Source organism: Nocardioides sp. 31GB23 (assembly GCF_040012395.1).
Classification (GTDB): domain Bacteria; phylum Actinomycetota; class Actinomycetes; order Propionibacteriales; family Nocardioidaceae; genus Nocardioides; species Nocardioides salarius.
In genome coordinates, this window is sequence record NZ_JBDYKJ010000043.1 from 17648 (window position 1) to 41030 (window position 23383).

A 23383-nucleotide genomic window follows, 5' to 3' on the forward strand; every position below is an offset into this window, starting at 1 on the left:
TGAGGGTGAAGTCGGCCGACGGCCGGCGGCAGCGGGCGAGCGGCCGGGGCCAGGCGCCGCGGGTCCGGGGCACTCTGGGATGCTGGCCCGTCGTACGACGACACCCGGGGCCGGCGCCGGGCGGGAGCAGGAGGGACGATGAGCGAGGTCGCGAGCGAGCTCGCCCGGGTCAAGGGCGCCTTCTCCCAGCCGACGCTGACGCTGCTGCACCAGCGCCAGGCGCCGGTGGTCATCACGATCTTCCGGGCGGTCTTCGGCCGCGACAACCGGCCGGTCCCGACCGCGCGGCTGCACGCGCAGGTCGAGGAGCACCTGGCCCAGGTCCGCCAGGCCGGCGAGCTCGAGGTGCCCAACGGCAGCGTGCGCGACCTGTGCCACCGCTGGATGCGCGGGCAGTGGCTGGTGCGCTCGCTCGACGAGCGCGGCCACGAGGTCTACACCCTGACCTCGCACGCCCAGCAGGCGCTGCAGCTGGTCAAGAACCTGACCCGGGACCGGGCCACCCTCAGCGAGCACCGCATCGCGACGCTGCTGGGCACCGTGCGCCGCTTCAACGCCGAGGCCAACCCCGACCGCACGGCGAGGGTCAGCATCCTGGGCGCCGAGATCGCCCGGCTGCAGGCCGAGCGCGACCGGCTCGTCGACGGCGCCGAGCTGCCCAGCCCCACCGAGGACTACATGCTCGAGGGCTTCACCGAGCTGCTCTCGCTGGTCTCGGCGCTGCCCAGCGACTTCGCGCGGGTGGAGGAGCGCTTCACCCAGATCCGCGGCGAGATCCTGGCCGCCTTCCGCGCCGAGGAGCGCCCGGCCGGCGAGGTGATCGACGACTACCTGGCCCGGGCCGACGCGCTGATGACCGCCACCCAGGAGGGGCGGGCCTTCGAGGGCGCCTTCGCGCTGCTGCGTGACGACGCGCTGGTCAGCCGGCTGCGTGACGACCTGGGTGCGCTGCTCGACCACCCGCTCTCCGACCGGCTGCTCGGCGAGGCCGAGCGCGCCGAGCTGCGGGGCACGGTGCGGCTGGTGCGCGAGGGCCTCGACCGGGTGCTCTCGCAGCGCTCGCGGGTCACCGCGACGCTCAAGGAGTACATCGTCTCCCACGACGCGGTGCGCGACCGCCAGCTGGAGCAGACGCTGCGGCAGGTCGAGTCCGAGCTGATGACCTGGATGGCCGGCACCGGGCCGCGCGCCACCCACGACGTGGCGCTGCTGCCGGGCCGGGTCGGCCTCGACCACCTGCGCGAGCGCTTCCACGACCCCGACGACGACGTGCTGCCCGACCGGATCAGCGCCGCGGACCCCGACGACGCGCCCCCCGTCTCCCTCGACGAGCTGCTCGCGCAGGGCGGCCCGCAGCTCTCGGCGCTGCGTGGGCGCATCGACGAGGCGCTCGCGGCCGCCGCGCCGGCCGGCTCGCTGGGGGAGGTCTTCGACTCGCTGGAGCCCGAGCTGCGCCGCCCCGTGGAGATCTTCGGCCTGCTGCACCTGGCCGCCGACCGCGGCTGGCTGAGCCAGGAGGGCCTCGAGGCGTACGCCGCCGTGCGCCCCGACGGCTCGACGCGCACCTTCACCGTGCCCCGCACCCCGCTGCCCGACCCCGACCTCGAGAGCGAGCGCCACCGATGAGCACCCACGTCGAGCACGACCCGACCGACCTCGACGAGCTGGTGGAGGGGTTCGACGAGGACCCCGAGGCGGGCTCGGTCTCGCTCTTCGAGGGCGACGAGGGCGGCCTCGAGCACGGCCAGCGCCACGCCCTGGTCACCCTGCTCAAGCAGCGCTTCATCAGCGCCCGCACGCACCCGCGCGACTGGGCGGTGCTGGTCGAGCACGAGCGGCTGCTGCGCTCGCGGCTCAACGACCTCTTCCTCGACCTGGCCATCGACCGCTCGCGCGAGGTGGCCTGGAAGCGCCAGGCGCTCTCCGAGACCGGCAGCCGCTTCCCGACCCTGCTGCACGACACGGCCTGGTCGCGCGAGGAGACGCTGGTGCTGGTGCACCTGCGCGACCGGCTGCGAAGCGGCCTGGCCGGCGGCGAGACCCGGGTGCTTGTCGACCGCGAGGACGTCGTCGACTACGTCGCCAGCTTCCGGCCCGCGCACGCCACCGACGAGTCCGGCGACGAGAAGCGGGCCCGCAACGCGGTCGCGAGCATCGTCAAGGCCGGCCTGCTGATCGGCGCGGTCGGCGACGACCGCTACGAGGTCAGCGAGGCCGTCGAGCCGCTGCTGCCCCTCGAGGTGCTCCAGCAGCTGCTCGAGTCGCTGCAGCGCGCCAACAGCCGCGAGCAGCCGGTCGCCGACGCCGACGACGACCTCTTCGAGCCCGCGGCGCCCACCGCGGCCCGCACCGACGCCACCGACGCCACCGACGCCACCAACGGAGGCCACTGATGTCCATCGACGAGACCGAGCAGGTCGACGAGCGCGGCGGCCTCTTCGAGCACCAGCTGGTCGCCGCCCCGGGCGACGACACCATGCAGTGGCGTGCCGCACTGCTCCAGATGGTCAACTGGGGCGGCTTCGCCGGCCTGACCACGGTGCCGCTGGGCGGCGACGCGACGATGATCTCGGGTGCCTCGGGCGTCGGCAAGAGCACCATCCTCGACGCCTACACGGCGCTGATGATGCCCTCGGACACCAAGTTCAACGGCGCCTCCAACGACGCGGTCAGCGGCCGCGCCCGCGGCGTGGGCCAGCGCAACCTGCTCTCCTACCTGCGCGGTGCGGTCGACGTGGTCGACGACCCGCGCACCGGGCGACCGGTCGAGAAGCTGCTGCGCGGGCGCGGGGTGGACACCTGGGGCGCGGTCGCGATGACCTTCGTCAACGACCGTGGCGGCTCGTTCACCGCGCTGCGCACCTACTACGTGCCGCGCCGGGCCACCCGCTCCAGCGAGGTCCAGATGCAGCTGGTCAGTCACGAGGGCCCCCTCGACCTGGCCTCGCTCGAGGTCGCGGTCGCGGAGCGCTTCCACGCCAACACCCTCAAGAAGCTCTACCCCGGGGTGCGGGTGCACCGCACCTACGCGGAGTACGCCGAGGTCCTGCACGCGCGGCTGGGCATCGGCGCCGGTGGCGACGGGGCCAAGGCGCTGCGGCTGCTGTCGCGCATCCAGGCCGGCAACCAGGTGCGCAGCGTCGACGAGCTCTACAAGGACATGGTGCTCGAGCGCCCGTCGACGTACGCCGCCGCGGACCGCGCGATCGAGCACTTCGACGACCTCGACGCCGCGCACGCGGCGATGCGCACCGAGGAGGAGAAGCTGGCGCTGCTCGAGCCGATCGCCGGGCTGCACGAGCGCCGCGCCGCCGCCGCGCGGCGCCTCGCCGAGCTCGACTCCTACGGGGTGACGGCCCCCGGCGACACCCCGCTGCGGCTGTGGCTGCTGCGCACCCACCGGCGCCTCATCGAGGCGGCCGTCGAGACCAACCGCGACGAGCGGGCCGCCACCTCGGAGGCGCTGGCCGGGGCCCGCTCGGCCGAGGCCGCGCTGGTCGCCGACCTCGAGGCCGCCAAGGACGCCCACCGCGACGCCGGCGGCGGCGACCTGCAGGCGCTGGCCGCCCAGGTCGACCACGAGCGCGCGATCCGCGAGGAGCGCGCGGCGCGGTTGGCCGAGCTCGAGGAGCGGGTCTACCCGCTCGTGGGGCTCGCCGACGACGCCGCCGAGACGGCCCCCGACCTGGACTCCGCGCTCGACTCGGCCGCGGGCTTCGCGGCCCTGCAGCTGCACGCGCGCAAGCAGCTGGCCGCCGGGGACGACGCGCGGGCGCGGCTGCGCGCCGAGCGCGACGAGGTCCGCGACGCGCTGGTGCCGCTCAAGGAGCAGCAGGCCGCGCTGCGCCGCGAGCGGGCCTCGCTCGAGAGCCGCGCCGGCCGCGTGCCCTCCCACCTGCACGAGCTGCGCTCCGAGGTGGCCCGCGCCGCGGGGATGTCGCCCGAGGAGCTGCCCTACGTCGCCGAGCTGCTCGACGTGGCTCCCGAGGAGGCGCGCTGGCGCACCGCGATCGAGACCGTGCTGGGCGGCACCGCCCGCACCATGCTGGTGCCGGTCGACCGGCTCGCGCACTTCTCGGCGGCCATCGACGGGCTGCGCCTGCGCACCCGGTTCACCTTCCAGGGCGTCGACCTCGACCTCCCCGACACCGGTCCCTCCGACCCCGAGCGGATCGCCGGCAAGCTGCTCTTCAAGGACTCGCCCTTCTCGGGCTGGGTCCAGCAGCACGTCGCCGAGGCGTCGCGCAACGCCTTCTGCGTCGAGACCGCCGCCGGGCTCGACGGGCCCGGCTTCCGGGTCACCGAGGCGGGCCAGACCCGCAACGGCCGCCGCGGCGCCCACGGCCGCGGCGAGCAGCGCAGCATCATCGGCTTCTCCAACGAGGAGGCCGTCGCCGAGGTCGACGCCCAGCTCGTGCGCCTCGAGCGCGAGCTGCTCGAGGTCGACGACCGCCTGGCCGCCATCGACCGGCGCGCCGGGGTGCTCGAGCAGCAGCGCTCGGCGTACGACGCCGTGGCGATGGTGCGCCACGACGACGTCGACGTGGCCGGCTGCGACCGGCGCATCGCCGAGCTGGAGCGACGCCGCGAGGCGATCCTCACCGCCGACGACCGGCTGCAGGTGCTGCAGGAGCAGATCGACGACCTGGGCGCCCGCCTCGACACCACGCGCCAGCAGCGCTTCGCCCTCGAGCAGCAGCAGAAGGCGCTGGCCGCGCGGCACGGCGAGCTGGTCGAGGACGAGGACCACGTCAACGACCGGCTCGAGGCCACCGAGGGGCCCGGGACCGCCGGCCCGAGCGACGAGCAGGACGCGGCGCTGCGCGTCGAGCTCGCCGCCGCGGCCGCGCCGGCCGACCCCGACGACCTCGACCGGTTCGCCGAGAACGCCAAGCGGCTCGAGGCCCGCCTGCACGAGGCGGTCGCCGACGCGACGACCGAGCTGGCGCGGGTCGAGGACGACCTGGTCGCGGTCTTCCGGCACTACAAGTCGCGATGGGACTCGCCCAACCTCGGCGCCACCGCCGACTCCTACCCCGACTACGAGCGCATCCTCGAGGACATCCGCGGCAAGGGCCTGGCAGACCGGCGCTCCGAGTGGCGCCGGCGGCTGACCGAGTGGAGCGGGCAGGACCTGGTGCCGCTGGTCGGGGCGATGGCCGCCTCGGTCGAGGAGATCGAGGACCGGCTGGTGCCGATCAACGCGATCCTCAAGCGCCTGGAGTTCGGCGGCGCCGGCGACCGGCTGCGGATCCGGTTGCGGCGGCTCTCGCCGGTGCACGTGCAGGCCTTCATGAAGGAGCTGCGGGCCCTCTCGGCCGGCAGCCCGGCGACGGCCCCGCTGGCGGAGGCCGACCTCGAGCGGCGCTTCAGCGACCTGAGCCGCTTCATGGAGCAGCTGCGCCCGCAGGCGCCCGGCGGCGCGCCCACCGAGCGCGACCGGCTGCTCGACGTGCGCCGCCACGTCGAGGTCAGTGCCGAGCGCTACGACCACCTCAGCGGCGAGCTGCGCGCGACGTACCGGACGCTGGGGGAGAAGAGCGGTGGAGAGAGCCAGGAGCTGGTCGCCTTCATCGTCGGCTCGGCCCTGCGCTTCCGCCTCGGCGACGAGATGCGCTCGCGCCCGCGCTTCGCGCCGGTCTTCCTCGACGAGGGGTTCGTCAAGGCCGACTCCGAGTTCGCCGGGCGGGCGGTGCGGGCCTGGAAGGGCCTGGGCTTCCAGCTGGTGATCGGGGTGCCGCTCGACAAGGTGACCGGTCTCGAGCCGCACATGGACGAGCTGCTGGCCATCACCAAGAACACCGCCACCCACCAGGCCTGGATCACCCCGATCACGCAGGCGGGGCCGGCCACGGGCTAGCACTAGGGTGGCGCCGTGGATCTGGGAGCGGTGCTGGGACGGGCCTTCGGGGGCGGGGCGAGCGGGGTGCCCGACGACGCGACGGCGACGAAGATCCTCGACGCGACGGTCGGGGCCTGCGCCGCGCAGGGCATCGGCGCGGTGACCATCGACGGCGTCGCCCGGCGCGCCGGCGTCAACCGGGTCACCGTCTACCGGCGCTTCGGTGACCGTGACGCGCTGCTGCAGGCGATGACGCTGCGCGAGGCCGAGCAGATGGCGCAGGGGATCATGGCGGTCCTCGAGGGAATCGACGACCCGGTCGAGCAGCTGGTCGAGGGCTTCGCGGCCGCGCTGCGGCTGGCCGAGGCGCACCCGGTGATCCGGCGCACCGCCGAGCACGAGCCGCAGGACCTGATCGCGGCCGGGCTGGCCGACGACGCCGCGCTGCTGAGGCTGGGCAGCGCCTTCGCCGCGGCCGGCGTACGCCGCCTGCAGGCCGACGGGCGGGCCACCCACCTCGACGCCGAGGCGGTGGGGGAGACGATGGCGCGCCTCTTCGCCTCCTTCGTGCTGCTGCCGGCCCAGCACGCCATCGACGTGCGCACCCAGGACGGGGCGCGGGCCTACGCGCGCCGGACGCTGGTGCCGCTGCTGCTGGGGTGAGCAGCGACCCTTGACCTGATGTAACACTTGCGTCATTGTTTGTTGCATGACGCACATCGAGCACCAGCCCCTCGACCACGGCATCTTCGGCCCCGGGTCGGTGACCTGGAAGGTCTACCGCTGCCCGACCTCGATGACGGTCGGCTTCGCCCGCACCGCGCTGACCGAGATGTTCGACCCCCTGGTGGTCGCCTCGGTGGCGGGCACCGGCTCGTTGCGCGAGCGGGCGTCCGACCGCTACGACCGCACGCTGGAGTACGCCGGTGCGCTGGTGCTGGGCGACAGCGCCACCGCGGCGCGGATGGCCGACACCTTGATGCGCATCCACTCCACGGTCGGCGGCACCGACCCCGTCACCGGGCAGCACTACGACCCCAACGACCCCGCCGGCCAGCTGTGGATCCACCTGACCCAGTGGCAGTCGGTCCTGCACGTCTACGAGCGCTTCGGGCCCGGGCGGTTGAGCGCGGAGGAGGAGCGCCAGTACTGGGCGGAGTGCGCGGTCGCGGCGCGGTTCCAGACGATCGACCCGGCCGACGTCCCGCGCGACCGCGCCGAGATGCGCGCCTACTACGAGCGGGTGCGCCCCGACCTGGTCGTCAGCGACGTGGCGGTCGAGCACGCGCTGCTGGTCCTCGAGGGCGGCAACCTGGCCAGCCGGCTGCCGGGCCGCCTGCGGGTGCTGAGCCCCCTGGTGCACCGGGTGCTGCGCCGGGCCACGATCGCCACGCTGCCGGCCTGGATGCGCGAGGCGATCGGCACCCGGCAGGGCCCGGTGACCGACGCCCTCGTCACCGCGCTGGTCCGCCCGGCGCTGCGCCTGGCCGCCCGTCGTCCACGGGCGCTGGCCCGGGTCCTCGCCGAGGCCTCGCCGCGGGCCTACGAGGTGCTGGCCCCCGCCGTCCTCGACATCGCCCCCGAGCGCGCCGAGACGGTGACCGTCGAGGAGGCGTTCCGACGTCTGGGCCGGCCGCTGCCGCGCGAGCAGCACCTGGCGGCCGTCGCGGGAGCCGCCGACGGCGGGCGGGCTAAGCAGGCCTCTTGACGCGGTCGGTGGCGGCGGACACACTCCGGGTGTCCGCCGTCGTCCGTCTCGAGGGTTCGTCCACGTGAGCACCGTCCACACCGCCACCGGCAGCATCGACTCCAGCGAGCTGGGTCGCACCCTGATCCACGAGCACGTCTTCGTGATGGGCACCGAGCACCAGCAGAACTACGGCGACTGGGACGAGCAGGCGCGGGTCGCCGACGCCGTCTCGCGCCTCGACGAGCTCAAGGCGCTGGGGATCGACTCGATCATGGACCCCACCGTGCTGGGCCTGGGGCGCTACGTGCCCCGCATCCAGGAGATCGCGACGCAGACCGACCTCACCATCGTGCTGGCGACCGGGCTGTACACCTACAACGAGATCCCCTTCCAGTTCCACTACACCGGTCCGGGCCTGCTCTTCGACGTGCCGGAGCCGCTGACCGAGCTGTTCGTCAAGGACCTCACCCAGGGCATCGCCGACACGGGCGTGCGGGCGGCGTTCCTCAAGTGCGCGATCGAGGAGCAGGGCCTGACGCCCGGGGTCGAGCGGGTGATGCGTGCGGTCGGGCAGGCGCACGTGCAGACCGGGGCCCCGATCACCGTGCACACGAACCCGCACACGCAGTCGGGGCTGGTGGTCCAGCGGGTGCTGCGCGAGGAGGGCGTCGACCTGGGCAAGGTCGTCCTGGGCCACTGCGGCGACTCCACCGACCTCGACTACCTGACGAGCCTGGCCGACGCCGGATCGATGCTGGGCATGGACCGCTTCGGTCTCGACATCCTGCTGCCGTTCGAGGAGCGGGTCTCGACGGTGGTCGAGCTGGTGCGTCGCGGGTACGCCGACAGGATCGGTCTGGCCCACGACGCCTCGTGCTTCATCGACTGGTTCGACGCCGAGGCCAAGGAGCAGGCGGTGCCCCGGTGGAACTACCGCCACATCAGCGAGGACGTCATCCCGGCGCTGCTCGAGCGCGGGGTCTCGGAGGTCGACCTCGAGACGATGCTGGTGACCAACCCCCGCCGCCAGTTCGAGTAGGCGGGCCGCTCAGGACTCCGTTGCCGGCTCCTCGGTGGGCAGCGTCTCGGTCGCGCCCAGCCACGGCAGCAGGGCCAGCAGGCTGACCAGCGCGGTGGTCGCCAGCGCCCAGGCGAAGCCCGCCTGGTCGGCGATGACTCCGACGAGGATCGGGCCCACGATGGCGCCGGAGTCCTGGGCCATCTGGAAGGCCGCCAGCACCTTGCCGCCGCTGCGGTCGTTGCCCACGACGTCGGCGACGGCGGCCTGCTGGCCCGGGTTCACCAGCCCGGCGCCCAGCCCGGAGACCGCGGAGAGCACGAGCAGCACCACCAGGTCGCCGGCCAGGCCGAGCAGCCCGAAGCCCAGGGCCGTCACCGCGAGGCCGGTGATCACCAGCGGACGGCGACCCACGGTGTCGGCGATCCGGCCGGCGACCTGCAGCGTGAGGGCCGTGCCCACGGCCGCGACGCCGAGGGCCGCGCCGGCGACCCAGGGCCGGTCGTAGACGGTGATGGCGAACTGGGGGAGCACCGCCACCCGGACCCCGAAGTTGCACCAGCCGTTGGCGAAGCCCGAGACCAGGGCCGCCCGGTAGGCGGGGTGGCCCAGCGCCTCGCCCACCAGCATCGGGGGCCGCTGGGGCTGGTCGGTCGACGGTCGCAGGCGTGCGCCGCTGAGCCGGGTGCCGACCACGACCACGGCGACGACCAGCGCGCCGGCGTACACGATGAAGGGCAGGCGCAGGCCGAACGAGGCGAGCAGCCCGCCGAGCACGGGCCCGAGCATCCCGCCGACCAGGAACGAGCTGGCGTACGCCGACGAGACGCGCCCGCGGATGCTGGGCGGAGCCAGGCGCACCAGCAGCGCCATCGCCGAGACCGTGAACATGGTCGAGCCCAGGCCGCCGAGGCCGCGGAAGACCAGGAGCTGCCAGTAGGACTGCGCGAAGGCGGTGGCCAGCGACGACGCGGCGACCACCAGCAGTCCGGTCAGGTAGACCGGGCGCTCCCCGAGCCGCGCCACCAGTGCACCGCCGGCGGGGGCGAAGACCAGCCGGAAGAACGCGAACGCCGAGACCACCACCGAGGCGGCCGCGACCCCGACGTCGAAGGTGCGCGCGTAGGCCGGTAGCACCGGGGAGATCAGCCCGAACCCGATCGCGATCACGAACGCGGCGCCGATGAGCACCGTGATCTCGCTCGGGATCGGGGTCCGGGGCTGCCCGCCCTGCCTGCTCCGGTCGCGCCTCGTCCACCTCATCCGCCGCGTGCCTGGTGACTCACGGCTCGACCCTAGCCACCCCTCGCCCGGTGCCAGCGACCAGTGCCGGGTGCGGGCGAGGACGTCATACGTCTGGCACGAGCGGACCTCCCGCCCGTATGACGTCCGGTCAGGGCGCCGCCCTCGTCACGGCCACGGGGCAACCGGCCAGGTGGAGCATCCGGTGGGTGGTCGAGCCGACGGCCAGGCCGTGGAAGCCGCCTCGGCCCCGCGAGCCCAGGACCAGCAGGTCGGCCCGGTGCGACGCCTCGCCCAGGGCGGTGAGCGGCTCCGCGTGGTGCACGTCCAGCGAGACCTCGGTGTCGGGGTGCTCCTCCAGCAGGGCTGTGAACTGGGCCTCGACCGACTCCCGGCGCCGCAGCACCTCCTGGTCGTCGGGCGGCAGCGGCCGCAGCAGGTGGCGGGGCCAGCCCTGCGGGAGACCCAGGGCGCTGACGACGGAGAGACGGGCGCCGCGCAGGCGGGCCTCCTCGAAGGCCAGGGCCAGGGCCGCCCCGGAGTCGGGGGAGCCGTCGGTGCCGACGGCGACGCGGTCGTGACCGGCGCTCGCGTGGCCCACGACCACCACGGGGCAGTCGGCGTGCCCCACGACCTGCAGCACGGTGGAGCCGAGCAGCAGGTTGCCGACGTCCTCGCCCTTGGCGCCGAGGGCGACGACCTGGGCGCGACCGGACCTCTCCAGCAGGGCCTGGGCAGGAGTCTGCATCGGCTGCTCGGTGACCACCGGGACGTCGGGGTGCGTCTCGCGCACCAGGGCCACGGCCTCGGCGACGATCTCCTGTCCACGGGCCTCCGCCTCCTCGAACCGGCCCGGCGGGAAGAACGGGAAGTCGGCCTCGTAGCGCGGCAGCGCGTGCACCACGACCAGGTCGGCGCCGCGCAGCCGGGCCTCGTGGGCGCCCCAGGTGAGCGCTCGCAGGCTGCGGCCGGTGCCGTCCACGCCGACCACGACGGGATCGCTCATGCCGGTGCTCCTTCTCGCGTCGATCGTGTGCAGGTCACAGCGCCAGCCAACGCGGCGGCTGTGTCGACCGGTAGGGCCGAACGTCACTGGCCGACGGGGGTGCGGCAGGTGTGGCACGAGCGCCGACCGGGTACCTGGGACGAGAGGACGACAGCCGAGGAGGACACCGTGTTCGAGCTCGTCTTGACCATCGTGGTGCTGCTGGCCGTGGCCGCCGCCATCCTGCTGTTCGAGCGGCCGCGCGCCGAGCGGATCGAGCGCGACCTGCACGAGCAGGCCGCCGACCGCCGCGACGCCGCGACGGCAGCGCCCGACCCCGAGCAGAGCCCCGAGCAGACCACCGAGCACCCCGAGCAGAGCCCCGAGCCGGGAGCGCGGCCCGACGACCCGCCCGACGACCCGAGGTGATCTCACCCCAACGGGCGGAGTGGCCGGGCGGCTCGGTGGCTACTCCTGGAGGTGGCGGAAGCCGATCCACGAGGAGGCGATGATGACGAGCTCGAAGGACCTGCCCATCCCTGACTACGACCACCTGCTGCTCAGCGACATCGAGCACCGGCTGAAGGGGCTCGACGCCGGGTCCGTGGACCGTCTGCTCGAGCACGAGCGGGCCTACGCCGCCCGCCCGGCGGCGATCGTGCTGCTCGAGCAGCGCCGCGCCCAGCTGCGCGAGGACCCCGGCGCCGAGCCGTCGCCGGGCGAGGGGCCCGACCCCGCCGCGCCGCGCGTCGACCAGGTCGGCCAGCACCCCTCGCCGCACCAGGCGTCCCCGCAGACGCAGGGGCCACCGCAGAACCCGCCCTCGCAGGGCGTCCCGACCAACCCGGCGCAGCCGCGCCGGTGAGATGACCACCGGCCGCAGCAGCCGGCGCAACCCGTCCCGGTCCGACCGGACCGACCCGATCAGCAGAGGAGAGAACCATGCCCGGAGGCCAGGAACCCGGACCCAGCGTCAAGGACGACGAGCTCTACGAGAAGCTGCGCGACGAGGGCAACAGCAAGGAGAAGTCGGCGCGCATCGCCAACGCCTCGGCCAACCAGTCGAGGTCCACGACCGGCCGCAAGGGCGGTGAGTCGGGCTCCTACGAGGACTGGACCGTCGACGACCTGCGCGAGCGGGCCCGCGAGCTCGACATCGAGGGCCGGTCGTCGATGACCAAGGACGAGCTCGTCGACGCCCTGCGCAACCACTGAGGGGCCCGCGTGCGCATCGGCTACTTCCTCTCCACCGAGGAGTACGGGCCCGCCGAGCTGGTCGAGCAGGCGGTGCTCGCCGAGCAGGCCGGCTTCGAGGCGCTGTGGATCAGCGACCACTTCCACCCCTGGAACGACCAGCAGGGCCAGTCCCCGCTGGTGTGGGGCATCATCGGGGCGCTGTCGCAGGCCTGCTCGCTGCCGGTCACCACGGCGGTGACCTGTCCGACGGTGCGGATGCACCCGGCGGTGGTCGCCCAGGCCGCTGCCACCGCCGCCGTGCAGCTCGGCGGGCGGTTCACGCTGGGCGTCGGCACCGGTGAGGCCCTCAACGAGCACGTCCTCGGCGACGCCTGGCCCTCCTGGGACGTGCGCGCCGAGATGCTCGAGGAGGCGGTCGCGCTGATCCGCCGCCTGTGGGAGGGCGACTTCGTGACCACGCGGGGGCGCCACTACGCGGTCGAGAACGCTCGCATCTACACCCTGCCCGAGGAGCCGCCGTCGATCTACGTCAGCGGGTTCGGCCCCAAGTCGACCGACCTCGCGGCCCGCATCGGCGACGGCTTCGTGGGGACCTCCCCCTCGCCCGACCTGGTCCAGCGCTTCAAGGAGGCCAGCGGCGGGCTGCCCGCCCAGGGCGGCTGCAAGGCGGCCTGGGCGCCGACCAGGGAGGAGGGCGTCGACCTGGCCTGGCGGCTGTGGCCGCACGCCGGGCTGCCCGGTGAGCTGGCCCAGGTGCTGCCCTCGGTGCGCCACTTCGAGCAGGCCACCGAGCTGGTGACCCGCGAGTCGACCTCCGAGAGCACCGTCGCCGGCCCCGACGTCGGGCCGCACGTGCAGCAGCTGCTCGACTACGTCGCGGCTGGCTACGACGAGGTGTACGTCGCCAACATGGGCCCGCACTACGCCGACATGATCCGGGCCTACGGCGCCGAGGTGCTGCCGAAGGTGCGCTCCGAGGTCGGGGGCTGAGGGGCGCGCCCGGCGCCGGCCCCCGGCAGCACGGGACCAAGGACCCTGCTCCGCCGCGCCCGCAGGCAGGCATCGTGGACGGCGAGGAAGCCTGAGGCGGCGACCCGGGCGCGAGGGAGGCACGGTGGACCCCGAGGACGTGACACGCACGCAGGACGTCGCGGGCAGGACCGGGCCGAGGCTCGGGGTCGTGGCTGCCGTGGGCAGCTGGCCCCGTGACGTGGCCGTGGTCGAGCGGGCGGCGCAGGAGGCCGAGCGGCGCGGCGGGAGCATCACCCTGCTGCACGTCGACCAGGAGCGCTACGCGATGAGTGGGGCCGACGAGGAGTACGTCGGCCGGCACGTCGCCGCCGAGCACGAGGTGCTCGCCGCGGCGGCTGAGCACGCCCGCTCCCTGGGGCGGCGCGCGACCGTGCAGACCGCGCTGTACGTCGGCGCGGTCACCGACGGCATCCTGCGCACGGCGCACGCCGCGGCGGTGGTCGTGCTGGGCGCCGAGGGAGCCTCCCCGGCCGTGCGTGCCGTGCGGGGCGGGGTCACCGCAGCGGTGGTCGCCCGGGCCACGTGCCTGGTCGAGGTGGTGCCGGCCGGTGAGCGGCTGCCGGGGCCCGATGCTCCGGCGGTGGGACGCGTGGTGGCGGCGAGCACCGCTGAGGGCCAGCGTCGCGTGCTGGCGGGTGTGGCCGCTGCCCAGGCCGCGCTGTGGGACGTCGCCACCGAGGAGGTGACGCTGCCCGGCCGCCCCGGGGCCGACCTCCCGGGCCTGGACGAGCACGACCTGGTGGTCGTGCTGCGCGGCGCGCACGCCCCCCTGTGGGGCCGACCCGACGCGCGGATCCGGGGACTGCTCGACCACGCTCCCTGCACCGTGCTCGTGGTACCGCCGGAGCTGGCCGACGACGAGGCCCAGCGAGACGCTGCGGTCACCGCGACACGTCCGGATCGCCGTAGCTGATGTGGCTGACGGTGCCGGCGTGGTGGATCTCGGCGTCGGGGCCGGGGTAGAACAACGTCTCGTGACCGGAGTCGGACCACCGCACGACGTAGGGCGGAGTGCCGTCGCCGTGCCTGACCTCCACGATCTCGCCGTCTCGGACCGGCCCGCCCACGTGGTCGCTCTGCACCACGATCCGGTCTCCAGGGCTGGCGCGCATGGCGTCGTCCTCTCCGATCGGGGAGCCGGGTGCCCCCTCCGCGCTGCCAACGTCGCATCCGCGGCCGGCCCTGCCCCAGGGCCGTAGGTCCTGGGGCAGGGGTGACCAGGTGCCCCGGTCCCGGGGTGTGCTCGGACTGCGCGGCGCCCTCAACGTCGACGCTGATCGGCCGGGACGCTCGGACGGCGACGCGCGCGGGTGAGCTTCACCAGGCCGTCGACCAGGAGGAGACCCGGGACCGCGAGGAAGGCCGATGCCCAGCCCAGGGGAGTGGGCCACCCGCCCCCGAGCAGGTCGGGCAGTGGCGGGAGCGACAGGAAGGCCACCAGGAGCAGCACCTCGGCCGCCACCGCGGCGAGCACCAGCCGGTTCTGGCGCGGGTCCAAGCGCCAGATCGGTCGCGACGTGCTGCGGCAGGCGAAGGCGTTGGCCATCTGGGCGAACGCGATGGTGGCGAAGGTGGCACCGGAGGATGTCGCCAGCAGTGCCGCCGAGGGTTCCTGGCCCCAACGCCAGCCGCCGGCGAGCAGGACGCTGGCGAAGACACCCAGCGCCATCGCCGCCTCCGTCGCACCGAGCACCAGGAAGGCGCGCATGAGCACGGCCCGGTCGACGAGGGTGCGCCGGTGTGGACCGTGCATCACGTCCGGCCGCGGGGGCTCGGCGCCCAGCCCCAGCGCCGGCAGCATGTCGGTCCCGATGTCGAGGGCCAGCACCTGCAGGACGCCGATCGCCAGGGGCAGGTTGCCGCCCGTCAGCGCCCAGGCGGCGAAGGGCGCCAGCTCGGCGACGTTGTCGGTGAGGTGGTAGGTCAGGAAGCGCCGCACGTTCTGGAACGTCGCGCGGCCGAGCTCGACCGCCGTCACGACGGTGGCGAAGTGGTCGTCGAGCAGGACCAGGTCGGCGGCCTCGCGGGCCACGTCGCTGCCGCTGGCGCCCATCGCCACGCCCACGTCGGCCTCGCGGAGGGCAGGGGCGTCGTTGACCCCGTCCCCGGTCATCGCGACGACGTGGCCCCGGCCCTGGAGGGCCCGGGTGATCCGCAGCTTGTCGGAGGGACTGGCGCGAGCCACGACCACTCCATGGGGCCGGTCGACCGCCTCGCCCAGGGCGGTGTCGTCGGCCGGGAGGCCCGGCCCGTCCAGCACGGTCCCCGCCGGTCCGAGCAGTCCGACCTGGCGCGCGATCGCGGCGCCGGTGCGGGGGTGGTCCCCGGTGATCATCGCCACCCGGATGCCCGCTGCCCGGCAGGTGGCCAGGGCGTCGGCCACGTCGGTGCGCGGCGGGTCCTGCAGTGCCAGCACGGCCACGAGGTCGAGGTCGTGCTCCATCTCGGGTGCCGGGCCGCCGGACCACGTCCGGGTGGCCACGGCCACGAGACGGTGCCCGGTGTCCGCGAGCTCGGCGATGTCGCCCAGGAGCGGCTCCGGGACGGTGCGGCAGCGGGACAGCACCGCCTCGGGCGCACCGAGCACCGAGACCGTGTCGTGGTCCAGCGCCGAGCTCAGCAGGCGGTCCGAGGTGAACGCGCGCCGCTGCTGGGCGGCGGTGGTGTCGGCATGGGTGCGCAGGGCCAGGCAGTGCAGGGCCGCCTCCATCGGGTCCCCGACAGCGCTCCAACCGCCCTCGTGCTCGACCACCCGTCCGGTGACGCAGCGCAGGGCGTGCACCGCCGCCACGACCGCGTGGCGACGAGCCGACGCCGCCCCCACAAGCTCGGCCGTCGGCTCGTATCCGGAGCCGACGACCTCCACGTCGCCGTCCGGGGTGAGCACCCGCACCACGTTCATCCGGTTCTGGGTCAGCGTGCCGGTCTTGTCCGTGCAGATGAACGTCGTCGCGCCCAGGGTCTCCACGGCGTCCAGGCGCCGTACGAGCGCGTTCCTGGTCGCCATCAGCTGTGCCCCGCGTGCCAACGACAGCGTCACCGTCGGGAGCAGCCCCTCCGGGACCAGCGCCACCGAGACCCCGACGCCGAAGAGGAACGCGTCGGTGAACCCCAGCCCCATGCCCAGCGCAGCGGCACCGAGCCCCACACCGGTCCCGGCCGCGACCACGGCGACCATCCGGACCACGCGGTCCAGCTGGAGGGTCAGCGGGCTCGGGGGACGGGTGGCGCTCTCGGCCAGCTGGGAGATCCCGGCCATGGTCGTGGCCGCGCCGATGGCCGAGACCACCGCGCTCGCCTCCCCGCCGAGGACGAAGGTGCCTGCCATCAACCGATCCCCTGCTCCACGGGGGACCGCGGCGCTCTCCCCGGTGAGCATCGACTCGTCGAGGCTCAGGCCCCGGCCCTCGAGGACGTGGGCGTCGGCGCCGATCCGGTCGCCGGCCGCCAGCAGCAGCAGGTCGCCGGGGACGAGCCGGTCGACGTCGACCAGGCCGGTCCTGCCGTCGCGCACCACCAGGGTGCGGGTCGGCAGCAGCGCCCGTAGCCGCTGCGCGGACCGGTCGGCGCGGTGCTCCTGCACGAAGGCGAAGAGTGCGTTGAGCACCACGATGACCGTGATCGCGACCGCGAGCTCGGGCATGCCGGCCACCAGTGCGAGGGCGGAGGCGATCCAGAGCAGCACCGCCAGCAGGTGGGTGAGCTGTCGGGCGAACATCCGCCAGGCCGGCTCCGGGCCACGCACCGGGAGCGTGTTGGGCCCCCACCGTGCGCGCAGTGCGCTGACCTCGGCCGCACCCAGCCCCGTCGGTGCTGGTGCGAGGGGTGGCCTCACGACACCCCCCTGCCCTGTCCGGTGCGGGTCGCGTCCGGCGCCGTCGGCGGCCGTGGTGCCGCTCAGCCCCGGCCCGCCGACGGGCTGGCTGGTCCCGGGGGGAGCAGCCGCGAGCCCAGGCTCGCCCCCCAGTCCTCCGCGCGGGCGAGCTCGCCGTCCACCAGCGGGCCCTCGGTGCCTGAGACGTAGAAGGAGCGAGGGCGCTCCTGGAGGTGGTGCCCGTGGCGGCGCAGCAGTCGAGCGGCCTTGACCGCGGCCGAGCCCGGTAGGTGGCGCATGGTCGCCACCCGGGTGTCGAAGGTGGCTGCGCTCTGCTGCGTGCCGCTGCGGGGCAGGGAGGCGAGCCACTCCCGCAGGCCGTGCGCCGCTCGGTCGGCGGGCGCCCCCTGCTCCACGGCCTGCCTCCGCGACGACGTCCTGCTCAGGGAGAAGGCGTGCGTGGGCGCACCGACCACCAGCAGGTCGTAGCCGGCCGGCGGGGAAGGGGGATCCGTGGTCTCGGCGAGGTCGATCACGTCCTGGTCGACGCCCGACCTAGCGAGGCCGCGTGCCACGGCGGCGGCCACGAGCATGGTGTTGCCGAACATGGACTCGTAGACCACCAGCGCCCGCGTGCGGTTGGCGGTGACGACGTCGTCGTCGCTCATCGGGTTCTCCTCGGGATGGACGGGTCTGCCCCTCACGGTGGCCGGTCCTCGGGGCGCGGGCACCGGTCGCGGGCCCCTTGAAGGGAGGCCGAAGGTCCCGGGCCCGGCGCGGCCCCGGGCCGCGTCCCGACGCCGGGACCAAGGACCCTGCCTCGGACGCGCGCGGGCGGGCACGGTTGCTCCCGTCGGCGACGGTGAGTAGCGACGGGCGGGGCACGATGAGCGGTGAGCGTGGTCGCGCAGTGGGCGGTGCGCCGAGCCGCCGAGCCGGACGGAGCGGGGGACGCATGGGCAGCCCGGTCCTGACCTTCCTGGGCGCAGCCGGTTGCGTGACCGGGAGCAAGTTCCTCGTGGACGCGGACCGGTCGCGGGTGCTGGTCGATGCGGGGCTCTACCAGGGGCTGCGCGAGCTGCGTCGCCGGAACTGGGAGCCCTTCGCGATCCCGCCCGCGGACCTCGACGCCGTCCTCGTCACCCACGCGCACCTCGATCACTGCGGGTACCTGCCCCGGTTGGTGCGTGAGGGGTTCTCCGGTCCCGTCTACTGCACCCGGGAGTCGGCCGAGCTCATCGAGATCGTGCTGCGCGACAGCGCCCACCTCCAGGAGGAGGACGCCCGGCTCGCCAACAGCGGCGGCTGGTCCAAGCATCGCCCGGCCCTGCCGCTGTACGACGGTGCCGACGTGGAGGCCACGCTGCCGCTGCTGTGCCCGGTCGACTTCGACCGGGACGTCGAGGTGGGGCCGGGGCTGTGCGCATCGTGGCGCCCGGCCGGCCACATTCTTGGCTCGGCCACGGTGCTGGTGGAGACCGGGGAGCGACGCACCCTGTTCAGCGGCGACCTCGGCCGACCGGGCCACCCGGTCCTGGTCGACCCGGTGGCGCCGCCGTCGGCGCACTCGGTGGTGGTCGAGTCGACGTACGGCGACCGCGCGCACCCGGTGGCCGACCCGGACGCGCTCGCCGGAGCGATCCGTCGCGCCGCGGCCAGGGGCGGGTCGGTGCTCATCCCGGCCTTCGCCGTGGACCGCACCGAGCTGGTCCTGCTGGCCCTGCACCGCTTGGTCCGGGACGGCAGGATCCCTCGACTGCCGGTCTACCTCGACAGCCCCATGGCGCTGGCCGCGCTCGGCGTCTACCGGCGGGCGATCAGCGCGGACTCACCCCAGCTCCGCCCGGGCCTGGAGGAGGTCCGGGCCGCCCTGGACCACCTGGAGGTCCGCGGTGTCGCCCACGCGGCGGAGTCGATGAGGCTCAACCGGCCCGCCACCCCCTGCATCGTGGTCTCCGCCTCGGGCATGGCCACCGGTGGCCGGGTCGTGCACCACCTCGCCCACCAGCTGCCCGACCCGCGCAACTGCGTGGTGCTCACCGGCTACCAGGCCGTGGGGACCCGCGGCCGCCAGCTGGTCGACGGCGCGCGGCAGGTCAAGATCCACGGACGCTACGTCCCGGTGCGGGCCGAGATCGTCGACGTGCCCGACTTCTCGGTGCACGCCGATGCCACCGAGCTCCTCGCCTGGCTCGCCGCCGCCCCCCACCCCCCGGAGGTCGTCTACGTCGTGCACGGCGAGCCGGCGTCGTCCGCGGCCCTCGCGGTCAGGATCACCGAGGAGCTGGGGTGGTGTGCCGTCGTGCCACGCGCTGGCGAACGGGTCCGTCTCGATTGACGAGAGCCGTCCGCCGCTCGGTGCCGGGTGCGGGGACTCAGTCCTCGGTCTTGCGGACGGCGATCTTCTGCGGCTGCTCCGTCGGGCCGTCGATCGGCACCCGGACCTCGAGCACCCCCGCCGTGTACGTCGCTGCGATGTCCTCGGCACGTGCGTGCCGGGGCAGGCGCACGCTGCGGGAGAACGAGCCGTAGTGCATCTCGTGGCGGTTGCGGTCCCGCTGCTCCTCGTGGCGCTCCCCGCTGAGGGTCAGCACGTCGCCGTCGACGCTGATGTCGAGATCGTCGTCGGGGTCGATGCCCGGCAGCTCGGCCCTGAGCACGTACGTGCCGTCCTCGACGTAGTCCTCCATCCTGACGAGGGCGAGCAGGCCCAGCCCGGGCAGGCCGACCGGGGCCTCGGTGTCCAGCCAGGTCAGCATCTCGCTGAGGGGGTTGGAGCTTCGTCGCGTCATGGTCGTCATCTCGTGAGCCTCTCGTGGTGCGGGAGCCGGGTGCTCCCTGTCCGCCTCAGCCTGGCCCGGCCCGGTGGCTGCACCCAGGGACCTACGGCCCCGCGCAGGAGGGCACCACGCCCCCGAGCCCGACAGACCCTGGAGAGGGAGGGGACGGGCGCCGGTCATGACCAACCTCGTCGAGGACCTGGCCGGTCTGCCCACTCCGCTCGTGCTGCTCGTGGCCGGAGTCCTGGCCTCCAGCGGGACCGGCATCGGATCGGGGGTCGTCCTGCCGGGGGAGACCGGGTACCTGACGGGCGGCGCCACGGTTCGCGCCTGTCGCTCGACCGGCACGCTGGTCAGCGAGGTCGCGTGGAGGTGAGTGGCGCGGGCGCGGACTCCCGCGACGCGTGGCGCAGGTGCAGCGCGACCGCGATGCTCGTGACCGCCGCCCAGAGGCACCACAGGGAGATGAACCCGGTCGTGCTCACCCGGGCCAGGACGGCCACGGCCACGAGGTTGACCGCGCCCCAGGCGCGGACGTGACGGCGACCAGATGCCAGCAGTGCCCCGCACGTGGCGAGCACGTAGAGCACCACCAGGGTCCCGCCGTGCCAGAGCTCGACACGGTAGGCGAGGTGGCGGCCCTCGATCGTGGTGTCGATCGGTCCGCGCACCACGGCGTACATCAGAGCGACCGCGACGACGACCCCCACGCCCACGAACAGCCCTGTCCGGCGTCGGTGCGCGCCCGGGTCGAGGGCTCCGACGGCCACCGGGACCAGGACCGGCAGGACGCCGAACGCGATCGCGAGGTAGAGCCACTCCGCCGCGTGCCCGAGCGCGGGGGCGATCTCGCCCTGCAGGCCCCACCACGCGACGGCCTCGATGAGCTGGTGCGCAGCGAGCACGAGGGGGAGGGCAGCCAGGACTCGCTCGGGCCGGGTGCGGACGTGCCGGAGCGCGTCGAGCCCGACCGCGCCGATCAGCAGGCCCGCGGCGAGGTCGACCTCTGGTGAGAAGCACATGGTCAGCGTCCTCTACTGCCGCCTCCCTCGCTTCCTCGGACGGGTCAGGTCGGGTCGGGCCCGCCGTCCTCGCGGAGCAGCGGGCGTGCCGGGGTCGCTCGTCTCCGCCGTCAGCAGTGCCCAGTGCGGGCGCAGTCCCTCACCGGGGCCGGGGGCCAGGACCAGCCGTACGTCGCCCGGAGGGACAGCAGGCCGGTCTGCCTCGCGCGGCAGGTGGGCAGAACCGCGCAGGCACGCCGGCGAGCACGCGGGGTCGGACAGCCACACGCTCAGCACGGGGCCCAGCCGGGCCAGGGACATCGTCGCCGGCTCGCCCTCGTGCTCGTCAGTGTGCTGCAGCAGTGCGCGGGCCATGGCGGCCAGGGCGGCCGCAGCGTCGGTGGGGACGTCGTCCAGCTCGTCATCGAACCGGAAGTGCACCCGCGCCCGCGTGGATACCGCCATTGCGACCCCCTTTGCGCTCCGACGTGAGAAGGCCGCTGCGGCGGCCCGCGGTCTCGCGTCCGGACCCGGTCATCCTCGGCGGCGCGCGGGTCGGGCCCCAGGGTCCTTCGACCCGATCCGGGGTGACCTGGCCCGGGACGACGAGAGCACCCGACCGACCCGGCCGCGTGCCAGCCGGTCGGTCAGGCCTGGGACGGGCAGGGTTCGACGGACACGACGTCCCACTGCAGGGCACGCGTGGGTCTGGTCGCCCGGCAGGTGAGCCGGGCCTCGGCGCGCCGGCTGCTGTCGATCACGACGCGCACGCGCGCGGGCAGGGGAGTGACACCGATGACGTCGATCGTCCACCGGCCGGCGTCGAAGGTGCCGGTCTGCTCGACCAGGCGCGGGGCGGCGGCGGTGACCGGCGCGGGGCCCCACCGCTCGAGCACGGCGCCGAGCGCGACCTGCTCGGCGGGGTGCAGCCCCGCGACGCCGCGCAGCCGGCTCGGGTCCACGTGGCCGGCCAGGTGGGACTCGACGGTGCTGACGGCCTCGCTGGGCGACATGCCGGCGTAGCAGGTGAGGTCGGGGAGCAGCAGCAGGTTGGGGGCGAACCGGTCGCCGCCGACGTGGCTGCACTCGTACGTCGCCTCGGGCCACCGCTGGGCGAGGGCCCGGGCCACGGGGCGTCCCTTGACGGCGCAGCACAGGTCGTGGACGCCGTGGGCGCAGACGAGGAGCAGCGGGCCGGTGTGCTCCTCGCCGCTGTCGGGGACGAGGCTGGCCAGCAGCTCGTCGGGCTGCTGCCACAGACCGGTGCGCAACCGGCCGTCGTGGCTGCGGTACCAGCGACGCGGCCCGGTCAGCCGGTCGGCCGCGCCCTCGCGACCGTGGCGGCGGATGAACAGCGTCCGCAGCTCGGGGTGGCCGAGCTCGCGCAGCAGCGCGGTGGACAGGTCGGCGCCGAACGGTGCGGTCACCGGCCACGGCCCCGGGTGCTCGACCAGCAGCCAGTCGCGCTGCGGGGGAGCGGTGCCGATCAGCGGGTCGTCGCGCAGCTCGGCCTCGTCCGAGCACCGGAGGCTCATCCGGCGACGACCAGTCCCGCCTCGACCAGCTCGCGGGCGGGCTCGCGACCCAGGTCGGCGACCGTGACGGGGTGCCCCTCGAGCAGCCGGCGCAGCACGGGCGCGGGCACCTGGTCGACCGGCAGGCTGCCGGCCCGGGTGGTGAGCGTGGCGTCGGTGAGCGTGGCGTCGAGGTGCTCGCGCAGCCGCAGGGCGGTCGCGTCGGTCAGCGCGGCGGCCAGCGCGTGCTGGGCGAGCGGCCCCAGGGGCGCAGCGCGCTGCGAGCCGCGGCGCTTCGCGTGCAGGCGCTGCGCGACGTCGTCGACGTCGATCGACCCCAGCGCTTCGCGCAGCCGCTTGCCGACCAGGTCGAGGTCGAGGTCGTCGGCCGCCAGGGAGGTGCCCAGCGGCAGCGAGCCGCGGGCCTCCTCGTCGTCGGCGAGCCGCTCGAGGGCCAGGGCGACCAGCTCTTCGGCGACGGCGTACCGGGTCCAGCTGTGCACGCCGAGCGTGAGGTGCACGGTGACCCCGCCCAGGGCGGTCGCGGAGTGCAGGTAGCCGCGGGGCAGGTAGAGCGCGTCGCCGGGCTCGAGCACGGTCTCGATCACCGGTTCCTGCTCGGCGGCGAGCCGGACCGCCTCGCGGCGGTCGGTCCACGGCTGGTCGCGCAGCGGCGCCTCGTGCACGGGCGCGTGGATCGACCACTTCTTGCGCCCGGCGACCTGCAGCACGAAGACGTCGTGCACGTCGTAGTGGTCGTCGAAGCCCTGGTTCTGCGGCGGGGTGACGTAGGCGTTGGCCTGCACCGGGTGGCCCAGGTCGGCGGCCAGCTGCTGGCAGAAGTCGAGGATGGGCGGCCACACCCGGTGCAGCCCCTGCAGCACGATGGTGGAGCCGGCCGAGAAGAGCGCGCTGAGCTTGTCGTCGCTGACCTGGTCGGCGATGCCCGCGCCGAGGCCGCCGGGCGCGGTGAAGGCGCTGTGGGCGAGCGTCGAGCCGGCCCTGGCCACCCGTACGAACGGCGTGCGGAGCCCCCGCTGGGCCACCAGCTCGTCGACCGCGGGCTCACTGAGCAGGTCGGCGAAGGCGCCCGCGTCGGCGCCCGGGCGCAGCAGCGGGGACCTGCCCCAGGAGGTCTGCGCGAAGTCGGTGACATCCCCGACCAGCCGGGCCAGTGCGGGTCTGCTCGAGGCGGGTCGTCCTGGGGCGGGGCGGGTGGTGTCGGCGCGGGGGGGGGGGGGGGGGGGGGGGGGGGGGGGGGGGGGGGG

The 23383-nt window shown here is 74.7% G+C and carries 23 protein-coding genes; 13 read left to right on the plus strand and 10 right to left on the minus strand.

Features of this window, described 5'->3' with window-relative positions:
- The first annotated feature begins 138 nt into the window (after positions 1–138).
- The 6 genes from ABKW28_RS14470 to ABKW28_RS14495 all read left to right on the plus strand — a co-directional run bounded on the left by ABKW28_RS14470 (position 139) and on the right by ABKW28_RS14495 (position 8571).
- Complete coding sequence (locus ABKW28_RS14470; protein ID WP_348610810.1) at positions 139–1626, plus strand: DUF3375 domain-containing protein; 1488 nt, start codon at positions 139–141, stop codon at positions 1624–1626.
- Positions 1623–2393 (plus strand): DUF4194 domain-containing protein, encoded by a 771-nt coding sequence (locus ABKW28_RS14475; protein ID WP_348610813.1) that lies wholly within the window; start codon positions 1623–1625, stop codon positions 2391–2393. Before ABKW28_RS14470 ends, ABKW28_RS14475 begins: the two co-directional genes overlap by 4 nt.
- Complete coding sequence (locus tag ABKW28_RS14480) at positions 2393–5860, plus strand: SbcC/MukB-like Walker B domain-containing protein (protein WP_348610816.1); 3468 nt, start codon at positions 2393–2395, stop codon at positions 5858–5860. Before ABKW28_RS14475 ends, ABKW28_RS14480 begins: the two co-directional genes overlap by 1 nt.
- Before the next feature lie 15 nt (positions 5861–5875).
- Positions 5876–6505 carry a TetR/AcrR family transcriptional regulator gene (locus ABKW28_RS14485; protein WP_348610819.1) on the plus strand — a complete coding sequence of 210 codons (630 nt, stop codon included), beginning with the start codon at positions 5876–5878 and terminating at the stop codon, positions 6503–6505.
- A gap of 46 nt (positions 6506–6551) precedes the next feature.
- The gene (locus tag ABKW28_RS14490; RefSeq protein ID WP_348610822.1) at positions 6552–7550 is read left to right on the plus strand and encodes an oxygenase MpaB family protein; all 999 of its coding nucleotides are present in this window, start codon (positions 6552–6554) and stop codon (positions 7548–7550) included.
- Positions 7551–7614: 64 nt separating this feature from the next.
- Entirely contained in the window at positions 7615–8571 is a 957-nt protein-coding gene (locus ABKW28_RS14495; protein WP_348610825.1) for a hypothetical protein, read from the plus strand.
- A 9-nt stretch (positions 8572–8580) separates the two neighbouring features.
- Here the strand turns inward: ABKW28_RS14495 and ABKW28_RS14500 are convergent, their stop codons facing one another.
- Both ABKW28_RS14500 and ABKW28_RS14505 read right to left on the minus strand, forming a co-directional pair.
- Entirely contained in the window at positions 8581–9813 is a 1233-nt protein-coding gene (locus ABKW28_RS14500) for an MFS transporter (RefSeq protein WP_348610828.1), read from the minus strand.
- 130 nt (positions 9814–9943) lie between these two features.
- Positions 9944–10798 carry a universal stress protein gene (locus tag ABKW28_RS14505; protein WP_348610831.1) on the minus strand — a complete coding sequence of 285 codons (855 nt, stop codon included), beginning with the start codon at positions 10796–10798 and terminating at the stop codon, positions 9944–9946.
- A gap of 168 nt (positions 10799–10966) precedes the next feature.
- Between ABKW28_RS14505 and ABKW28_RS14510 the strand changes: the two genes are divergently transcribed.
- From ABKW28_RS14510 to ABKW28_RS14530, 5 genes are all read left to right on the plus strand, one after another.
- Positions 10967–11206 carry a hypothetical protein gene (locus ABKW28_RS14510; protein WP_193669246.1) on the plus strand — a complete coding sequence of 80 codons (240 nt, stop codon included), beginning with the start codon at positions 10967–10969 and terminating at the stop codon, positions 11204–11206.
- An 82-nt stretch (positions 11207–11288) separates the two neighbouring features.
- A complete protein-coding gene (locus ABKW28_RS14515; protein WP_193669247.1) occupies positions 11289–11642 on the plus strand; it encodes a hypothetical protein in 354 nt (117 codons plus the stop codon).
- A gap of 77 nt (positions 11643–11719) precedes the next feature.
- Positions 11720–11992, plus strand: a complete 273-nt coding sequence (locus tag ABKW28_RS14520) for a Rho termination factor N-terminal domain-containing protein (protein WP_193669249.1) — start codon at positions 11720–11722, stop codon at positions 11990–11992.
- Positions 11993–12001: 9 nt separating this feature from the next.
- Complete coding sequence (locus tag ABKW28_RS14525; protein ID WP_348610834.1) at positions 12002–12964, plus strand: TIGR03557 family F420-dependent LLM class oxidoreductase; 963 nt, start codon at positions 12002–12004, stop codon at positions 12962–12964.
- 139 nt (positions 12965–13103) lie between these two features.
- Entirely contained in the window at positions 13104–13919 is an 816-nt protein-coding gene (locus ABKW28_RS14530) for a universal stress protein (protein ID WP_348610837.1), read from the plus strand.
- Here ABKW28_RS14530 and ABKW28_RS14535 read toward each other — a convergent pair.
- The 3 genes from ABKW28_RS14535 to ABKW28_RS14545 all read right to left on the minus strand — a co-directional run bounded on the left by ABKW28_RS14535 (position 13888) and on the right by ABKW28_RS14545 (position 17488).
- Entirely contained in the window at positions 13888–14118 is a 231-nt protein-coding gene (locus ABKW28_RS14535; protein WP_348610840.1) for a DUF1918 domain-containing protein, read from the minus strand. The genes ABKW28_RS14530 and ABKW28_RS14535 overlap by 32 nt on opposite strands.
- A 149-nt stretch (positions 14119–14267) precedes the next feature.
- The gene (locus ABKW28_RS14540; RefSeq protein WP_348610843.1) at positions 14268–16841 is read right to left on the minus strand and encodes a cation-transporting P-type ATPase; all 2574 of its coding nucleotides are present in this window, start codon (positions 16839–16841) and stop codon (positions 14268–14270) included.
- A 62-nt stretch (positions 16842–16903) separates the two neighbouring features.
- The gene (locus ABKW28_RS14545; RefSeq protein WP_348610850.1) at positions 16904–17488 is read right to left on the minus strand and encodes a flavodoxin domain-containing protein; all 585 of its coding nucleotides are present in this window, start codon (positions 17486–17488) and stop codon (positions 16904–16906) included.
- A gap of 287 nt (positions 17489–17775) precedes the next feature.
- Between ABKW28_RS14545 and ABKW28_RS14550 the strand changes: the two genes are divergently transcribed.
- A complete protein-coding gene (locus ABKW28_RS14550; protein WP_348610853.1) occupies positions 17776–19158 on the plus strand; it encodes an MBL fold metallo-hydrolase in 1383 nt (460 codons plus the stop codon).
- A gap of 37 nt (positions 19159–19195) precedes the next feature.
- On the opposite strand, the gene ABKW28_RS14555 is transcribed toward ABKW28_RS14550, so the two are convergent.
- Positions 19196–19621 (minus strand): Hsp20/alpha crystallin family protein, encoded by a 426-nt coding sequence (locus tag ABKW28_RS14555; RefSeq protein ID WP_348610856.1) that lies wholly within the window; start codon positions 19619–19621, stop codon positions 19196–19198.
- Between the two features lie 157 nt (positions 19622–19778).
- On the opposite strand from ABKW28_RS14555, the gene ABKW28_RS14560 reads away from it, so the two are divergent.
- Positions 19779–19976, plus strand: a complete 198-nt coding sequence (locus ABKW28_RS14560; RefSeq protein ID WP_348610859.1) for a hypothetical protein — start codon at positions 19779–19781, stop codon at positions 19974–19976.
- Here the strand turns inward: ABKW28_RS14560 and ABKW28_RS14565 are convergent.
- The 4 genes from ABKW28_RS14565 to ABKW28_RS14580 all read right to left on the minus strand — a co-directional run.
- A complete protein-coding gene (locus ABKW28_RS14565; protein ID WP_348610862.1) occupies positions 19954–20622 on the minus strand; it encodes a DUF6629 family protein in 669 nt (222 codons plus the stop codon). The two genes, ABKW28_RS14560 and ABKW28_RS14565, sit on opposite strands and share 23 nt — an antisense overlap.
- A gap of 12 nt (positions 20623–20634) precedes the next feature.
- On the minus strand, positions 20635–21066 hold the full coding sequence (locus ABKW28_RS14570) for a hypothetical protein (protein ID WP_348610865.1): 432 nt from the start codon (positions 21064–21066) through the stop codon (positions 20635–20637).
- A 182-nt stretch (positions 21067–21248) separates the two neighbouring features.
- The gene (locus ABKW28_RS14575; protein WP_348610867.1) at positions 21249–22136 is read right to left on the minus strand and encodes a sucrase ferredoxin; all 888 of its coding nucleotides are present in this window, start codon (positions 22134–22136) and stop codon (positions 21249–21251) included.
- The coding region (locus ABKW28_RS14580) for a cupin domain-containing protein (RefSeq protein WP_348610870.1) at positions 22133–23383 on the minus strand (1251 nt) is incomplete at its 5' end. The genes ABKW28_RS14580 and ABKW28_RS14575, both read right to left, overlap by 4 nt.

What these genes read in the sequence shown, in the direction of transcription:
- ABKW28_RS14470 (WP_348610810.1), top strand. Translation starts at nt 139, where the DNA reads ATGAGCGAGGTCGCGAGCGAGCTCGCCCGGGTCAAGGGCGCCTTCTCC.
- ABKW28_RS14475 (WP_348610813.1), top strand. Translation starts at nt 1,623, where the DNA reads ATGAGCACCCACGTCGAGCACGACCCGACCGACCTCGACGAGCTGGTG.
- ABKW28_RS14480 (WP_348610816.1), top strand. Translation starts at nt 2,393, where the DNA reads ATGTCCATCGACGAGACCGAGCAGGTCGACGAGCGCGGCGGCCTCTTC.
- ABKW28_RS14490 (WP_348610822.1), top strand. Translation starts at nt 6,552, where the DNA reads ATGACGCACATCGAGCACCAGCCCCTCGACCACGGCATCTTCGGCCCC.
- ABKW28_RS14500 (WP_348610828.1), bottom strand. Translation starts at nt 9,813, where the DNA reads ATGAGGTGGACGAGGCGCGACCGGAGCAGGCAGGGCGGGCAGCCCCGG.
- ABKW28_RS14505 (WP_348610831.1), bottom strand. Translation starts at nt 10,798, where the DNA reads ATGAGCGATCCCGTCGTGGTCGGCGTGGACGGCACCGGCCGCAGCCTG.
- ABKW28_RS14515 (WP_193669247.1), top strand. Translation starts at nt 11,289, where the DNA reads ATGACGAGCTCGAAGGACCTGCCCATCCCTGACTACGACCACCTGCTG.
- ABKW28_RS14520 (WP_193669249.1), top strand. Translation starts at nt 11,720, where the DNA reads ATGCCCGGAGGCCAGGAACCCGGACCCAGCGTCAAGGACGACGAGCTC.
- ABKW28_RS14535 (WP_348610840.1), bottom strand. Translation starts at nt 14,118, where the DNA reads ATGCGCGCCAGCCCTGGAGACCGGATCGTGGTGCAGAGCGACCACGTG.
- ABKW28_RS14545 (WP_348610850.1), bottom strand. Translation starts at nt 17,488, where the DNA reads ATGAGCGACGACGACGTCGTCACCGCCAACCGCACGCGGGCGCTGGTG.
- ABKW28_RS14550 (WP_348610853.1), top strand. Translation starts at nt 17,776, where the DNA reads ATGGGCAGCCCGGTCCTGACCTTCCTGGGCGCAGCCGGTTGCGTGACC.
- ABKW28_RS14555 (WP_348610856.1), bottom strand. Translation starts at nt 19,621, where the DNA reads ATGACGACCATGACGCGACGAAGCTCCAACCCCCTCAGCGAGATGCTG.
- ABKW28_RS14560 (WP_348610859.1), top strand. Translation starts at nt 19,779, where the DNA reads ATGACCAACCTCGTCGAGGACCTGGCCGGTCTGCCCACTCCGCTCGTG.
- ABKW28_RS14565 (WP_348610862.1), bottom strand. Translation starts at nt 20,622, where the DNA reads ATGTGCTTCTCACCAGAGGTCGACCTCGCCGCGGGCCTGCTGATCGGC.
- ABKW28_RS14570 (WP_348610865.1), bottom strand. Translation starts at nt 21,066, where the DNA reads ATGGCGGTATCCACGCGGGCGCGGGTGCACTTCCGGTTCGATGACGAG.
- ABKW28_RS14575 (WP_348610867.1), bottom strand. Translation starts at nt 22,136, where the DNA reads ATGAGCCTCCGGTGCTCGGACGAGGCCGAGCTGCGCGACGACCCGCTG.